At 58.8% G+C, this 15,702-nt stretch carries 7 protein-coding genes, 1 tRNA gene, 2 rRNA genes and 2 pseudogenes (1 of these 12 running past the window's edge); 7 read left to right on the top strand and 5 right to left on the bottom strand.

The genetic code is table 11. From position 1 onward, the window contains the following. The 4 genes from QA646_RS13955 to QA646_RS13940 form a co-directional block, all read left to right on the top strand. A 23S ribosomal RNA gene (locus tag QA646_RS13955) occupies positions 1-1,674 on the top strand; it begins 1,289 nt to the left of the window's first position. Between the two features lie 162 nt (positions 1,675-1,836). Continuing rightward, positions 1,837-1,951, top strand: a 5S ribosomal RNA gene (gene rrf, locus QA646_RS13950). Positions 1,952-2,154: 203 nt separating this feature from the next. Further along, positions 2,155-2,231, top strand: a tRNA-Met gene (locus tag QA646_RS13945). Between the two features lie 707 nt (positions 2,232-2,938). Then, on the top strand, positions 2,939-3,748 hold the full coding sequence (locus QA646_RS13940; RefSeq protein WP_283056022.1) for a hypothetical protein: 810 nt from the start codon (positions 2,939-2,941) through the stop codon (positions 3,746-3,748). Between the two features lie 80 nt (positions 3,749-3,828). On the opposite strand, the gene QA646_RS13935 is transcribed toward QA646_RS13940, so the two are convergent. The 4 genes and pseudogenes from QA646_RS13935 to QA646_RS13920 all read right to left on the bottom strand — a co-directional run bounded on the left by QA646_RS13935 (position 3,829) and on the right by QA646_RS13920 (position 10,182). Beyond that, entirely contained in the window at positions 3,829-6,987 is a 3,159-nt protein-coding gene (locus QA646_RS13935; protein WP_283056021.1) for a multidrug efflux RND transporter permease subunit, read from the bottom strand. Positions 6,988-7,114: 127 nt separating this feature from the next. Next, positions 7,115-8,290 (bottom strand): annotated as a pseudogene (locus tag QA646_RS13930) (efflux RND transporter periplasmic adaptor subunit); the annotation flags it as partial. A 171-nt stretch (positions 8,291-8,461) separates the two neighbouring features. Continuing rightward, positions 8,462-9,019 (bottom strand): DedA family protein, encoded by a 558-nt coding sequence (locus tag QA646_RS13925; RefSeq protein WP_283056019.1) that lies wholly within the window; start codon positions 9,017-9,019, stop codon positions 8,462-8,464. 32 nt (positions 9,020-9,051) lie between these two features. Continuing rightward, positions 9,052-10,182 (bottom strand): calcium:proton antiporter, encoded by a 1,131-nt coding sequence (locus QA646_RS13920; protein ID WP_283056018.1) that lies wholly within the window; start codon positions 10,180-10,182, stop codon positions 9,052-9,054. Positions 10,183-11,131: 949 nt separating this feature from the next. Here QA646_RS13920 and QA646_RS13915 point away from each other — a divergent pair. Together QA646_RS13915 and QA646_RS13910 are read left to right on the top strand one after the other, a co-directional pair. Next, positions 11,132-12,172 (top strand): MBL fold metallo-hydrolase, encoded by a 1,041-nt coding sequence (locus tag QA646_RS13915; protein WP_283056017.1) that lies wholly within the window; start codon positions 11,132-11,134, stop codon positions 12,170-12,172. Positions 12,173-12,357: 185 nt separating this feature from the next. After that, on the top strand, positions 12,358-13,044 hold the full coding sequence (locus QA646_RS13910; protein ID WP_283056016.1) for an isochorismatase family protein: 687 nt from the start codon (positions 12,358-12,360) through the stop codon (positions 13,042-13,044). Positions 13,045-13,078: 34 nt separating this feature from the next. Here the strand turns inward: QA646_RS13910 and QA646_RS13905 are convergent. Further along, a pseudogene (locus QA646_RS13905) lies at positions 13,079-13,809 on the bottom strand (dienelactone hydrolase family protein). Between the two features lie 213 nt (positions 13,810-14,022). Here QA646_RS13905 and QA646_RS13900 point away from each other — a divergent pair. Continuing rightward, positions 14,023-15,552, top strand: a complete 1,530-nt coding sequence (locus QA646_RS13900; protein ID WP_283056015.1) for a carboxypeptidase — start codon at positions 14,023-14,025, stop codon at positions 15,550-15,552. The last annotated feature ends 150 nt before the right edge of the window (positions 15,553-15,702 follow it).

The raw sequence follows: 15,702 nt of genomic DNA, 5'->3' as shown, positions 1-15,702 counted from the left end.
AAAGCGTAACAGCTCACTGGTCTAGTCAAGGGTCTTTGCGCCGAAAATGTAACGGGGCTAAAGCCATGCACCGAAGCTGAGGATTCCTCTTTGAGGAGTGGTAGCGGAGCGTTCCGTAAGCCTGTGAAGGGACAGCCGTGAGGCATCCTGGAGGTATCGGAAGTGCGAATGTTGACATGAGTAACGATAAAGAGGGTGAGAGACCCTCTCGCCGAAAGACCAAGGGTTCCTGCTTAAAGTTAATCTGAGCAGGGTTAGCCGGCCCCTAAGACGAGGCGGACACGCGTAGTCGATGGGAACCACGTTAATATTCGTGGGCCTGGTGGTAGTGACGGATTGCTCAACTTGTAAGGTCTTATTGGATTGATCTTGCAGGGACGCGGTTCCAGGAAATAGCTCCACCGTATAGACCGTACCCGAAACCGACACAGGTGGTCAGGTAGAGTATACCAAGGCGCTTGAGAGAACTATGTTGAAGGAACTCGGCAAATTGCACGCGTAACTTCGGAAGAAGCGTGACCCTTTTTTACGCAAGTAGGAGAGGGTGGCACAGACCAGGGGGTAGCGACTGTTTACCAAAAACACAGGGCTCTGCGAAGTCGCAAGACGACGTATAGGGTCTGACGCCTGCCCGGTGCTGGAAGGTTAAGAGGAGGGGTGCAAGCTCTGAATCGAAGCCCCAGTAAACGGCGGCCGTAACTATAACGGTCCTAAGGTAGCGAAATTCCTTGTCGGGTAAGTTCCGACCTGCACGAATGGCGTAACGACTTCCCCGCTGTCTCCAACATAGACTCAGTGAAATTGAATTCCCCGTGAAGATGCGGGGTTCCTGCGGTCAGACGGAAAGACCCCGTGCACCTTTACTATAGCTTTACACTGGCATTCGTGTCGGCATGTGTAGGATAGGTGGTAGGCTTTGAAGCAGGGACGCCAGTTCTTGTGGAGCCATCCTTGAAATACCACCCTTATCGTCATGGATGTCTAACCGCGGTCCGTCATCCGGATCCGGGACAGTGTATGGTGGGTAGTTTGACTGGGGCGGTCGCCTCCGAAAGAGTAACGGAGGCGCGCGATGGTGGGCTCAGACCGGTCGGAAATCGGTCGTCGAGTGCAATGGCATAAGCCCGCCTGACTGCGAGACTGACAAGTCGAGCAGAGACGAAAGTCGGTCATAGTGATCCGGTGGTCCCGCGTGGAAGGGCCATCGCTCAACGGATAAAAGGTACGCCGGGGATAACAGGCTGATGACCCCCAAGAGTCCATATCGACGGGGTTGTTTGGCACCTCGATGTCGGCTCATCGCATCCTGGGGCTGGAGCAGGTCCCAAGGGTTTGGCTGTTCGCCAATTAAAGCGGTACGTGAGCTGGGTTCAGAACGTCGTGAGACAGTTCGGTCCCTATCTGCCGTGGGTGTAGGAATATTGACAGGATCTGTCCCTAGTACGAGAGGACCGGGATGGACATATCTCTGGTGGACCTGTTGTCCTGCCAAGGGCATAGCAGGGTAGCTATATATGGAATGGATAACCGCTGAAGGCATCTAAGCGGGAAACCAACCTGAAAACGAGTGTTCCCTATCAGAGCCGTGGTAGACGACCACGTCGATAGGCCGGGTGTGGAAGTGCGGCAACGCATGAAGCTTACCGGTACTAATAGCTCGATTGGCTTGATCGTTCCCATTGCTCATGCTCATCAAAGGATGAGCGTCCAAAGACGTGTTCAAATAGACAAAATGAAGTGATCAGCGTAAACCGCAAAGCGGTTTGTCGCGACTTCGCCAGCTTCTCAAGGGCATAAACCGCTGGCGCGGTTTAGCCCGAAGTTGCGCTTCGCTGACCTGGTGGTTATGGCGGGGTGGCTGCACCCGTTCCCTTTCCGAACACGGCCGTGAAACGCCCCTGCGCCCATGGTACTTCGTCTCAAGACGCGGGAGAGTAGGTCGCTGCCAGGTCTGCCAATCGCAACTTCAAAGCAAACCCAATAAGGTTTGTCCGATTACAATCTTCTCTGATCAACAAACGGCCTAGCCGTGCTACAATAGGCCGCTCAACAGCGGCCTTTGTCGCTTCCGAAAAGCAAGCAATTATACCCTCGGCCCCGAAATATCGGGCCACGGGAACACGGGACAAACCGCAAAGCGGTTTACGCTGGTAACGCGGGGTGGAGCAGCCCGGTAGCTCGTCAGGCTCATAACCTGAAGGCCGCAGGTTCAAATCCTGCCCCCGCAACCAAATGCAAAAAAGCCCGCCATCGCGCGGGCTTTTTGCATTGGGTAACGCGTCGAGGAGTTAACCCCTGCTCAGGGGGGCCGCAACGAGCCAAAGCCACCGCACCACGACTGAAAACAAATCCTGCCCCAAAACCAACCATCCCTCCAAGGCAACATCGCTCGACCCAACACTTCAGCGCCGCTCGCCATGGTAGATTCTCGTCCTGCGCACCATAACCTCAAGGCCGCAGGGGCAAATCCTCACCCAAAATCAAGCTTTTCCCCGGTGCAAAAATCCCCGTCTCTGCCGCGCCGGACCACAAAGCCACCCCTCAATCTCTCAATCGTACTGCGCGCAAATCTATTCCTATTCGCGTGCCCGTAAACAGCACAGACGCGTGTTCCAGCAATCTTTTCGCCTGCCCTTGGGCAACCATGCTGCCGCTCCGTGCAGATATTCTATCAAATGTGTTGGTTCAGGCGCGGGCATGGAGAGCTGTCGTAGTTTTCGAAAATCTTACCGAATGAGTGATCAATCTACCGCCAAAGGATTATGTGCTGCTAGACTACCTGTTGGCGAATATCTCTGCTATGGTAACTTAGGAGTAGTCGCGATGCCTCTGCAAATCGGCCGCACGTAGCTTCACTTTCATCCATTTGTTCGATCTTGTTACTTCGGCTGACAGGTTTCTGCGATAAGCGCGAAAGTTTTTCTTTTAGGGGGAAACAATGGGGAAATCTGCGTCTTTTCTGGCGGCCGTCCCGCTTGGGCGGCAACATGTTTCGTCGGCATGCGTGATGCTTTGCGCCTTACTGGGGGTGTTCTGCCTTTCCGAGGGTGTCGTTCACGCGCAACAGCCGACCGATGCGCAGCGCAGTGCCATCAGATCGGCCTGCCGTTCCGATTTCATAAAGCAATGTTCCGGCGTGACACCGGGCGGCGTCGAAGCATTGACCTGCCTGCAACAGCATAGCGCGACACTTTCTTCCGCCTGCCGTAGCGCGGTATCGGCCCTGGACACGAGCAAAAAGAAGTCCAGTGCCGTCGCGCCCGCCGAGACGCCTGCAGCTGCGCCGTCGCAATCCAGCGCAGCCGCCGCGGGAACGCAAGCGGTTCAGCCGACACAGGCGCAGCGCAATGCGGTGAAATCGGCCTGCCGGTCTGATTTCATGGCCCAATGTTCGGGTGTGACGCCGGGCGGCTCCCAGGCGCTTGCCTGCCTACAGCAGCATAGTGCAAGTCTTTCTCCATCCTGTCAGCAGGCGGTTTCGGCTCTGGGAGGTAGCGCTTCGGCGCCTGCTGGCGCCGCACAGACACCGGCAGGAGGTGGCGCGGCCGCGATGCCCGGTGCGCGTGCGGCGATGCCGTCTTTCTCGCCGCGCGAAGAATTGATCGTCCTGCGTCGGACCTGCGGGCCGGACTTCCGCGCTTTTTGCCGCTCCGTTCCGCTCGGCGGAGGCAGGGGCATTGCCTGCCTGCGGAACAATATGCAGCGGCTGTCTCCCACATGCCAGAGAGTGTTGACCAGCGGGTTATAGGGCACCGTTTCTCCATCAGAGCGGCCGGCTCCGCCCGCATCGCGCCCGAATAACGCCCGCACCAAGGCAGTTTCCAGCCTTCAGTCCGCGGCTTGTGAAACCGGCTGCCTGACCGTTCGGCGTTTTCTATATTCCTCGACGCGTTGCAATACGACATAGAACGAGGGAACGAAGAGCACGGCGAGGCAGGTCGATGCGATCATGCCGCTGAAGACGGATATGCCGATCGACTTGCGGGCGGAAGCGCCGGCGCCTGTTGCGAGCACGAGCGGCACGACACCCAGGATGAAGGCGAAGGATGTCATCAGGATCGGCCGGAAGCGCAGGCGCGCCGCCTCGACCGCGGCGTCCAGAATTTCCATGCCTTGTTCGCGTTTTTCCCGCGCATATTCGACGATGAGGATGGCGTTTTTCGAGGCAAGCGCGATCAGAAGGATCAGTCCGATCTGCGTGTAGAGATTATTGGCGACGCCGGCAGCGCTTAGCGCTCCCACCGTTCCAAGCAGGGCGAGCGGCACCGCGAGCAGCACCGCCAAAGGCAGGATCCAGCTTTCATATTGGCCGGCGAGCACGAAATAGACGAGAAGCATGGCAAGGGCAAAGATGACATAGATCTGACCACCGACCGCCTTTTCCTGATAGGACAGCGCCGTCCATTCGAAGCCCAAGCCGGGCGATAGCGTGCGGTCGGCTATCTGTTCCATGACATCGAGCGCCTGTCCGGAACTGAAGCCATTGGCGGCCCCGCCGACAATCGTGGCGGTCGGATAGAGATTATAGAGGCTGATGAGGGAAGGGCCTTGCATGCTGGTGACATCGACCACCGTGCCGAGCGGCACCATGGTGCCGTCGCCGGCCTTGACCTTCAGATTGCGGATGTCGTCGGGGCGAACACGAAAATCGGGAGATGCCTGCACATAGACCTGGAAGGTTCGCCCGAATTTGTTGAACTGCGTCACGTAGCTTGATCCCACGTAACCCGAAAGCGCCGAGAAAACTTGTCCGACGGTCACGCCGAGCGTCTCCGCCTTGATGCGGTCGACGGTGACGGAGAGCTGCGGAACATCCGCCCGAAAGGATGTGCTGAGCCGCTGCAGCGCCGACTGCGCATTGCCGTTCTTGACGATAGTATCGGCCAGACCCTGCAGCAGCGGAAAATCGAAATTCCCATTCCGGAGCTCGACCTGCATGGTGAAGCCGTTGGCATTGCCGATGCCCTGGATCGGCGGAGGCACGACCACCAGCGTTTTCGCCGTTAATATATTCTGCAGAGCGCCGTTCAGATGTTCGTAGATCGACAGCAGGTCCTGCCCTTTTTCCTTGCCGCGGATACCCCAATCCTTGAGCACGACATAGGCGACGCCGGCATTCGGCAAGCTCGCGCTGTTGTCGAGGATGGAGATGCCGCTAATGGTCAGGACCTGGTCGACGCCGGGTGTCTGCCCGGCAATCTTGCCGACCTGTTCCATGACGGCATCGGTGCGCTCCTTTGAGGCGCCGTCGGGTAGCTGGGCATTGATCAGTACATAACCCTGATCCTCGACCGGAAGGAAAGCGGTCGGCAGCCGCGTGAGCCCCCAGACGGCGACGCCGATCAGCGCCAAGGCAACAAGGACCGCAATGCCGCTGTGATGAACCATGCCGCCGATCAGCCTGGCATAGGCATGTTCCGCCCGATCGTAGACCTTGTTGAAACCGCGATAGAAGAAGTTGCGCCTTTCAGGCGGCACAGGCGGGCGCAGCCAGAGTGCGCATTGCGTCGGCTTGAGCGTCATTGCATTGATGGCGCTGATCAATGCCGTCGCGGCAATGACGAGTGCAAATTGCTTGTAGAGCTGCCCCGTCAGACCGGGGAGGAAGGCTGCCGGGATGAACACCGCCATCAGGACGAGCGTGATGCCGATAACGGGACCGAACAGCTCGTCCATCGCTCTTTCGGCCGCCAGTCTGCCCGGCATTCCTGCCTCGATATGGCGAGTGACGCCCTCGACGATGACGATGGCGTCGTCGACGACGATGCCAATGGCAAGAACGATGGCAAACAGCGTCGAGAGATTGACGGTGAAGCCGAGAGCCGCCATGGCGGCGAAGGCGCCGATGATCGTCACCGGCACGGTCGTCGCCGGTACGAGCATGGCGTGCCAGTCCTGAAGAAAGACGAGGATGACGACGAGCACCAGGATTCCAGCCTCCACGAGCGTCATGTAGACTTCATCGATCGACGCGGTCACGAACTTGGTCGTGTCGAACGGGACCTGATAGGCAAGGCCCGGCGGGAAGCTCTTCGAGAGCTCCGCCATCTTCGCGGCGACATCCTTCGCGACAGTAATCGCGTTTGCTTCCGGCAACTGGAAAATGCCGATGCCGGCCGCAGGCCGCCCGTTCTGCATGAAGGACTGGCTGTAAGTCTGGGCGCCGAGCTCGACGCGGCCGATGTCGCGAATGCGGGTGATGCGTCCGCCATTCTGCTGATCGACCTTGACGATGATATTCTCGTAATCGGCGGCGTCGTTCAGCCGCCCGCTGACGTTGAGCGTATATTGGAAATCCTGGCCGGGCGGTACCGGCGGTATGCCCACCTGACCGGCCGTCACTTCCTGGCTCTGTTGTTGCACGACGTTGATGATGTCCTGAGGCGTCAGGCCGCGCGCTTGCAGGAGATCCGGGTTCATCCAGATGCGCATGGCATACTGGCCGGCGCCAAACACCGAGACATTGCCGACGCCGGGCAGGCGGGCCAACTCGTTCTGGAGGTTGATGACGGCGTAATTGGATAGGAAAAGGCTGTCATACCGGCTGTCCGGCGAAGTCAGGCTGACGAATTCGAGAATGGACGTCGATTTCTTCTGTGTCGTGACGCCCTGAAGCTGAACGGCTTGCGGCAACGAGGGCATGGCTATGGCGACACGGTTCTGCACGAGGACCTGTGCCTGGTCGGGATTCGTGCCGATCGCAAAGGTCACCGTCAGGGAATAGGTGCCGTCGCTGGCGCTCGTCGACTGCATGTAGAGCATGTTCTGCACGCCGTTGACCTGTTGTTCGATCGGCAATGCAACCGTGTCGATGAGGGTCTTCGCGCTCGCGCCGGGATAACGCGTCGTCACCTGCACCGTCGGCGGGACGACGTTCGGATATTGCGCGACCGGCAATTGGAAGAGCGCGACCGCGCCGATGAGGACGAAGACAAGCGCCAGAACGTTCGCGAGCACCGGCCGCTCGATGAAGAAGCGCGAAATCATGCTGTCCTCCTCGGATATTGGCGTGAGAACGAAAGCGAGTTCATGGCGTGTCGGACTTGGCTGTACCGGACTTTGCCGCGTCAGATTTGGCTGCGTCTGCCTTCTGCGCATCGATTGCGGGCACAACGTCGTTTGATGCGCTTGCCGTTGCGACTGCGTCCATCGCGACTTTCTCCGGCGCCACCTTGCTGCCGGGGATGGCCTGTTGAATGCCTTCCGTCACCACCCAATCGCTGGCGTCAAGCCCGGATTGGATGACACGCAGAGGCCCTTCGAGCTGGCCGGTTTTCACCAGCTTCTGCTCGACGGTTTCATCTTTTCCGACGACCAGCACGTAGCTGCCCTGCTGGTTGCTGCCGATTGCAACATCCGGCACCAACAGCGCCTTGTCATCGTGCCCGACGGGAACGCGGACGCGTACGAAAAGGCCGGGCAGAAGGGCGCGTTCCTTGTTGTCGATGATGCCTCTCACAGACAGGGTCCCGGTCGAGGCATCAAGCTGCGGCGAGGCGTAGTCGAGATGACCTTTGAAAGGATAGTCGGTCTGGTCTTGCAGGCCGATTTCAACGGGAATGGTCGGCAGGTCGGTTTGCCTGAACGTGTGCCCTTGCTTGGCCAGATCCTGCTTGATCATCAGCACCTGCGGCTCGCTGACGTTGAAATTGACATAGAGCGGATCGGTCTGGACGATGGTTGCCAGCTTGGTCGGGCCGGATACGCCGACAAGGGCGCCGACATCGACGAGATGGGCGGTTACGACGCCATCGAAGGGCGCCAGCACCTTCGTATACCCAAGATTGATCACTGCAAGATCGAGACTCGCCTTGGCATTGAGAATGGTCGCGTTCGCCTGATCAAGCGTTGCCTTGGCGCTATCGAGGGCCGTCTGCGTCGTGACGCTTTGCTTGCTGAGATTGAGCTGCCGCTGGTATTCCAGATTGGCGCCAACCTGTGACGCCTGAGCGGAGGCAAGGGTCGCTTGCGCCTGATCGACTTGAGCCTGGTAGGTGTTGCGCTGGATGCCGAAGAGCTGGGTATCCTTTGTCACCGGCATTCCGTCGCGATAGTCGATCGACTCGACGAAGCCTTGGACGCGCGCCTCTATATCGACGGAATTGATTGCCGCTGTATTGCCCGTCAGCTCGAAATATCGGGTGACGGCCTGCTGCAAAGGTAACGCTATTCGCACCTTCGGCGGCGGCGGCACGACATATGTGTTGTTGCTGCCGTCGCATGCTTGAAGGGAAATCGTGCAGAGGAGCACGACGCAAAATTGTAGACCTTGAGAAAATCCCCCACGCATTCCTGACACCCCCCATTACCTGCGAGTTCCAGTCTTCATGCGCACCTCGTCGGCGGCCAAGCGGTGCCGATGGATCAAGGCATGTGACACTATGAAGCGGCATTTTAGAAAATTGCAATAGCCTCTTGGCCTGCAATTAGTATGAGGTGCACCGCCGAGGGCCGAAGTTCGTCATGCAGGCCGGCTTTTTCGGACTGACATCATGATAAGAAGCAGGACGACGATGATCCCGGCCGCGATCAGGACGTGGTGGTGAAGCGGCAGATGGCCGAAAGCCTGCTCGATACCCTGTCCGAACAGATAGCCTATTCCGGTGAAGAGCGATCCCCAGACCAAGGCCGCGGCAGCGTTGATCAGGATGAATTTTATCGCCGAGACACCGGACATACCGATGGCGACCGGACTGATTGCCCTCAGACCATAGATGAACCGGAAGGAGAAGATGAAGCCGGTGGGATGGCGCTCGAGAAGATGTGTGACGCGCGCGAACGCCGGTTTCGCGATGATTTTCTGGACACGTGGATAATGCCGGGCATAGCGGCCGATGAAAAAGAGCGTCTGATCCGCGATAAAAGATCCGGCGCAGGCGGCCGCTGCCGCGTCCCAATAGGTCATGAGGTGACGATGCGAAAACACGCCGCCGAGGATCACCATGGTTTCCCCCTCGATGGCGGCCCCGAGGAAGATTGCCAGGAGGCCATATCTTGCGATCAGAAGCTCGATGGTCATGTGGATGGCCCTGGACCGGGATGATGTAAGCTTTACTGCTGAAAGATGAGCAGCACGTAAGACAGGAAAAGGACGAGGTGCACGGCGCCCTGCATGACATGGGTCCGGCCGCTGGCGAAGGTGATGATACTGACGACAAGCGTCAGAACGAGCATCACGAGATCGCTGCCTTCAAGCCCGAGGGTAACGGGATGTGCATAGAGATAGCTGACGGCGAGCATGGCCGGGACGGTTATCCCGATCGTCGAGAGGACCGAACCCAGGAAGATATTGATTGAACGCTGCAAATGGTTGGCGGCGGCGGCACGAACGGCGCTGATGGCTTCCGGCGTAGCAACCAGCACGGCCATGACGACGCCACCAAAGGCGACCGGCGCCCGCAAGGTTTCGATCACGTAGTCGATCGGCTTGGCGAGTTCTTCGACCAGGAAGACCACCGGTCCCATATAGGCAAACAGCAGAACGGTATGATGCCATATCGCCCTGCGACCCGGTCGGATGGCCGGTTTGACGGGGGCCTCGCCTTCTTCGGCAAAAAAATGGTGATGGCGCCCCGCCTGGAGCATCAGGAATACACTGTAGAGGCCGACAGAGATGATTCCGAGCACCATCTGTCTCGGCGCGGAAGGATGCTGGCCTCCGCTGCTGTATAGAAAACTCGGCAAGATCAGACTCAGCGTCGCCAGCGGCACAATGAGGCCGAGATAGGCGTTGGCGCCCTGCAGGTTATGCGACTGTTCCGGTCGGCGCCAGCCGCCGAACAGCAGCGATAATCCCACCATGCCGTTGAGGATGATCATGATCACCGCAAAAAGCGTATCGCGGGCAAGGGTAGGATTGTTCTCGCCGTGGATCATGACGGCCGAAATGGCCATCACCTCGATCGAAGTGATGGCGAGTGTCAGGATCAATGTGCCGTACGGCTCTCCGAGCCGTTCCGCGAGATGGTCGGCATGCCGGACAACCGAGAGTGCGGAACCAAGCACGGCGGCAAAAAGCCCGAAGAAAGTGAATGCGAGCCAAACGGGATTGGACAATTGCTGAAATAGCTCGCCTTCGAAGCCAAGGACGACAACGCACGTCAGAACGCTGATCGCCAGAAACCATTCCTCGCGGAAAAGACGCGTCAGCCCGCGCGGACGGAATGCCAGACTGTCCGTCATTGGGATGACGGCTCTGCCGAAAATTGTAGCTGCGAAGCGACAGTCGATGCCATCATGTCCCCCAACCCACGTTGCCAGATGCCCGCAAACAGCGTGAAGCGTATCGCCTGAGTTCAAAATTCTACACGTGTTTGCTGCTTTCCGCGAGATCAGCCACTGGTCAGCCGATCGAAGCGCATGCCGGTAGCTGAATAGTAGAGTAGATCATGCCCCTTGATGTGGCGGTTGTCTTCTCCGCAAAAAGGGCGAAGAGCGATGCGATGCCCCGCCGGAATAGCTCGAGGATTGCCACAGCTTTTTCATGCGCACCGTACCGCATTGATCGGAACTGACCTCGTGCGGTTCGAATAGTCCTGATTTATTGCCGCCGCTCCCTTCTCATATCTGAGGGAGCTTTCCCCCCTTGCCCCGCCCATTCGATTGGCGGGGCTTTTTCATGGGCGGTACACAATGCTGTTCATCTATATGTCGAATGATAGCAACAGTTATCCGTACTGTCAGATTGCTGCTAAAATCCAGGTAAAGTTTATTTAGCTATTGACGGTATTTGATTATCGTTTAACTTATATTCGTTGGATATTGGACGCCCGCTTGCTGCCGCTTAGCAGGCGGGCGCTTTTTGCTATTAATGTACATAGAAGTATTATGGTATACGCTTGAGGCGCCTCTCTGTCTCCCGCTGAAGTGGCGCGGTTCCTTTTGCCGATCGCTGTAATTCTGTCTTTCCGACAGATTCGCTGACGAGCATTTTTGTCATGTCATTCAAAGTTCTGCTCGCCTTCTCTTAAGTTAAGTGCCTTTCCTACGAGAGGAAATCCAAGAATCAGCGCAGCGCTTTCAATGGGAAGAGCTTCTCATCGTTTGTCGTTGCCTAAATTATTAAAACGTACAATAACTATAACCAGGAAAAGATTTGATCCGGGGCAAGATTTGCGCAAGGGAGCCGCAGATGATCTTCCGACAGCTCTTCGACAGCGTATCCGGTACCTACACTTATCTCATCGCCAGCCGGCAGGGCGGCGAGGCGCTCATCATCGATCCCGTTCTCGAGAAAGTCGATCGCTATCTTCAGCTCGTGCGGGAGCTTGACCTCAAGCTGGTCAAGGCGGTGGATACGCATTTGCATGCCGACCATATCACCGGATTGGGTGCGCTGCGCGACCGCACCCATTGCATTACGGTGATGGGTGAGCAGACCCTTGCCGATGTCGTTTCCATGCGCGTGACGGAAGGCGACCGTGTGGCGATCGAAGGTTTGAGCCTGGACGTGCTCTATACGCCGGGCCACACGGACGATTCCTATTCCTTCCTGATGGGGGGGCGGGTGTTCACGGGCGACACACTCCTCATTCGTGGCACCGGACGCACGGATTTCCAGAACGGCAATCCGCTTCAGCAGTACGATTCGATCTTCAACAAGCTTTTGAAATTGCCGGATGAGACGCTGGTCTATCCGGCCCACGACTATAAGGGCGATACCGTTTCGACCATCGGCGAGGAGAAGCTGTTCAATCCGCGCCTCAAGGTTCGGTCGGCGGATGAGTATGCCGACCTCATGAACAATCTGAAACTTCCCAACCCGAAGATGATGGATGTGGCCGTGCCGGCCAATGTCCACGTCGGTCTTCATCAGGATGAGATCGCACGCAAGGGCTGGGCCGTCTCAGCGGCCGAGGCATTGGCGATGCGCGGCCGTCCGGATACTGCGATCGTCGATCTCCGCGAGAAGGGCGAGCGGGAAAAGCATGGAACGATCCCAGGCTCGCTGCATGCGCCCTATCCGGATTTGCTGGAAAACATCAGCGCGGGCGGCATGCTGCATGAGTTGGCGGCGGCCACCGGCAAGCGGATCGTGTTCTATTGCGCCTTCGGCGAGCGCTCGGCGATGGCCGTGCAAGCGGCTCAGGACGCCGGCCTGACAACCGCCTGCCATATCGAGGGCGGCATCGCCGCATGGAAGAAAGCGAATGGGCCGGTGGCCACGCCATAGACAGGAGGAGCAGGCCCGCTCCTAAATTAGCCGCCTGCATCGCCTCATCGCGTTCCCAAGGCTTCGGATGTTCCATCCGATAACGCCGGCATCACGAAGAGTTTCGTTATCAATCTCCGGGGTTTGACCTATCTAAACTGCAGCGTCGGGCCATTGGAACCTGTGGGGTTCAGGAGAGCGATTTCATGAGACATATCGGCAGCATGGTGCCAAAGACAGCTTTCGCTTTCGGCGTTGGCTTCATTGCCTTGAGCGCGGCCATCGGTCCCTTCGGCACGGCGACGGCCTCCGCCCAGACCATCATCGACGACTGGCAGAAGGTGAAGCCGCCGGCAGCGCCGGTGTTGAAGCCGGTGACGGTGGATGCCAAGACGACGGCGCTGCTGATCCTCGATTTCAATGGCGCGCAGGACCCGACCAAGGGGCCATGCAACAAGAACACCAAACCGCGTTGCCTCGCCTCCGTGCCGAAGGTCGAGACGCTGCTGGACGAGGCCCGCGCCAAGGACGTGTTCGTGGTCTATAGCCTGGCCGGCGCGGGTGAACCCCAGGATATCGCCACCGATCTTGCGCCGCTGGCAAGCGACCCGATCGTCAAGTCCGGCCCCGACAAGTTCATCGGCACCAATCTCCGCAGCATACTCGCCGACAAGGGCATCAAGACCGTGATCGTCACCGGCACGGCGTCCGAGGGCGCGGTTCTCGATACGGCAACCGATGCGGCGCTGAACGGGATGAACATCATCCTTCCCGTCGACGGCATGTCGTCCACGGAGCTTTACGGCGAGCAATATGTCGCCTGGCACATGGCCAATGCGCCGGGCGTTTCACAGAAGACGACGCTGACAAGGACCGACATGATCAAGTTCTGACGGCCGTCTTCTGCTTGGGAAAAAGTCGCTGGGGTCAAAGCAGCGTCTCTTGGAAGTGATTCAACAGGCGCTTCCAGTGTCGTTCTGCGCCGGTCTCGTTGTAGACGCCATGGTCGGGAACGGTCCAGCCGTGGGCCATGCCGACATAGTTCTCGATCACATGATCCACGCCGCCGATGCGGAGCGCTTCGGCGAGGCGGGCGGATGCTCAGGCGGAAAGCTGTTGTCGACACCGGCAACGCCGATATAGACGCGGCCCTTGATATCGGCGGCTAGGCGATGCGGGCTATCTTCCGCCTCGCTGGCAAGATTGCCGCCGTGGAAAGTGGCAGCGGCTGCGATGCGGTCGGAATAGGCTGCTGCCGCCGTCAGTGCGCGGGCGCCGCCCATGCAATAGCCGACAGTACCGACCGGGCCGGTGGCGCCGGCCGCCATCAGCGCATCGAGGAAGGCGGCGCCATCGCGCTTGGTCATTTCCTGCGTGGTGCCGCGTATCATCGTCATGATCGTTTCGCGCGAGGCCGGATCACCGAATGAGCTGCCGTTGAATGGGCCATAGGCGCCGAAGCGATAGAACAGGTCGGGCAGCAGCACGATATGGCCGGCATCGGCAAGCCGTTGCGCCATCTCGTAAAGCGCTTGGCGCGGCCCCATGGCATCCATGTAGAAAATGATGCCACGCGTGGCGGAGGCGCCGTTGTCGGAGCGGAAGACGGCGGCTTTCGCGATGCCATCGGCAGCATTGATTTCGATATCCTGTTTCATCATCAGATCCCTTAGGGTCTTGGCTAGAGCGTTCGTTTCCCGGGAGCGGCACTGTGGCAAATGGCTGGCAGGCGCTCAATGGCATTTTCCTTTCAAAGGGATGTGACAGGCATATCGGCGATCAACATCTCTTGAATTCGCGCTTTTGCCGTCGGTGGAATACTATCCGAAGCGACGGCGTCGATGCGCGGGGCCGATGGAGGATGAGTTTCCATGTCTTTTCGCCAGATCGTTCCAAGCCTTGCGCTGGTCTTTTCCCTCGTCTCGACACTCGCCTTTGCCGCACCGCCGGAGCAGGGCCGCTCTGCCAGCGGCGGGGGCGGCGGCGTTCTCTCGCTGTTGCCATCCGATGCGGTCAGCGATCATGTGCTGAATGTCGATGGCAAAGGCATTCCCTATACGGCGATGGCGGGCACGCTCGATCTCTTCGGCCAGGACGGCGAGCGCATCGCGGCGATCTTCTATACCGCCTATGTCGCCAAGAACGGGGATGCCGGTCGGCCGATCACTTTCGTCTTCAACGGCGGCCCAGGCGCTGCCTCAGCCTTTCTCAGCCTCGGATTGGTCGGACCGCGCATTCTCGATTTTGGTCCCAGTGGGCGGGACGGTGCCAATGCCAAGCTGGTCGACAATCCCCATAGCTGGCTGAATTTCACCGATCTCGTCCTGATCGATCCGGTCGGCACCGGCTGGAGCCGGACGGTCAAGCCGGACGACGTCAACCAGTTCTACTCTACGCGGGCAGATGCCGAGAGCCTTGCGAAGGTGATCGCGCTTTATGTCGCCCACAATGGACGGGCTGCCTCCCCGAAATATATTCTCGGTGAAAGTTATGGCGGGCTGCGCGCGGCAAAAGTCGCGACCAGCCTGCGGCAGGACCAGGGCATCCTGATTTCCGGCATCGTCATGCTGTCGCCGCTGATCGAGGGGCGGCTTGTCTTCGGAGCGAACGATCTGGCGCTCGGCGCGGCGCTCGAATTGCCGTCGCTGGCGGCCGCCGAATTGGAGCGGAAAAATGCCTTCAACGAGCAGGGGGTCGAGGATGCCCGAAAATTTGCGTTGAACGAATATCTGTCGACCCTCGCAGGACCGCCTCCGACCGGCGACGCCGGCCGTACTTTCTATGACCGCGTGGCCAAGCTGACTGGCATCCCCGAGGATATCGTGGCCAAGAACCAGGGCTTCCTCGGCGGGGTGTATCAGAAACATTCCGATGGTGACGGCGCCGATATCGTCAGCTCGTACGATGCTTCGTTTCTGGCACCGGATCCCTATCCGGAATCGGAGGCTGGCCGGAGTGACGACCCGATCCTCGATGGCTTCGTTCGCGCCTATGGCGGGGCCTTCTCAAGCTATGCGCGCGACGAGCTCGGCTTTCATACCGACATGACCTACAATCTGCTGTCGAGTTCGGTGAACGAGCATTGGAACTGGGGCGACCATAACGGCGGTTCGCGCCTGCATGCAAGCGGGACGGATGACCTCAAGGAGATGCTGACCTTAGTTCCGTCTTTCCGGCTGCTGGTGGCGCAGGGCTACAGCGACCTCATCGTGCCCTTCAGCGTCAACAAATATATACTCGATCACCTGCCGCCGGCCTTTACCGACCGCGTGGCGTTGAAGCTCTATCGCGGCGGGCACATGTTCTACACACGGCCGACATCGCGCGAGCAATTCACCGCAGACGCCAAGACGTTCTTCACGGCGCCGCCCGTGACGATACCTCCGGCGCAGTCGAATTAGAATCAGGAACAGGCGCACGAAGGCGACCAGCACCCAGGCGCCGTTGATCCACCAGACGATCTTGGCAAAGCCGGTGAAGAGACGCAGCGTCACCGTGTCCTGCGGCTGCGGCGGGTTGGCTCGTAGGGAACGATGCCGTGATAGAGCAGA

Source organism: Rhizobium sp. CB3090 (assembly GCF_029714285.1).
GTDB lineage: Bacteria > Pseudomonadota > Alphaproteobacteria > Rhizobiales > Rhizobiaceae > Rhizobium.
This window is presented reverse-complemented; position numbering and strand designations above follow the sequence as displayed.

Excerpts from the sequence above, each read along its gene's own strand:
- QA646_RS13940 (WP_283056022.1), top strand. The coding sequence starts at position 2,939 with ATGGGGAAATCTGCGTCTTTTCTGGCGGCCGTCCCGCTTGGGCGGCAA.
- QA646_RS13935 (WP_283056021.1), bottom strand. The coding sequence starts at position 6,987 with ATGATTTCGCGCTTCTTCATCGAGCGGCCGGTGCTCGCGAACGTTCTG.
- QA646_RS13925 (WP_283056019.1), bottom strand. The coding sequence starts at position 9,019 with ATGACCATCGAGCTTCTGATCGCAAGATATGGCCTCCTGGCAATCTTC.
- QA646_RS13920 (WP_283056018.1), bottom strand. The coding sequence starts at position 10,182 with ATGACGGACAGTCTGGCATTCCGTCCGCGCGGGCTGACGCGTCTTTTC.
- QA646_RS13915 (WP_283056017.1), top strand. The coding sequence starts at position 11,132 with ATGATCTTCCGACAGCTCTTCGACAGCGTATCCGGTACCTACACTTAT.
- QA646_RS13910 (WP_283056016.1), top strand. The coding sequence starts at position 12,358 with ATGAGACATATCGGCAGCATGGTGCCAAAGACAGCTTTCGCTTTCGGC.
- QA646_RS13900 (WP_283056015.1), top strand. The coding sequence starts at position 14,023 with ATGTCTTTTCGCCAGATCGTTCCAAGCCTTGCGCTGGTCTTTTCCCTC.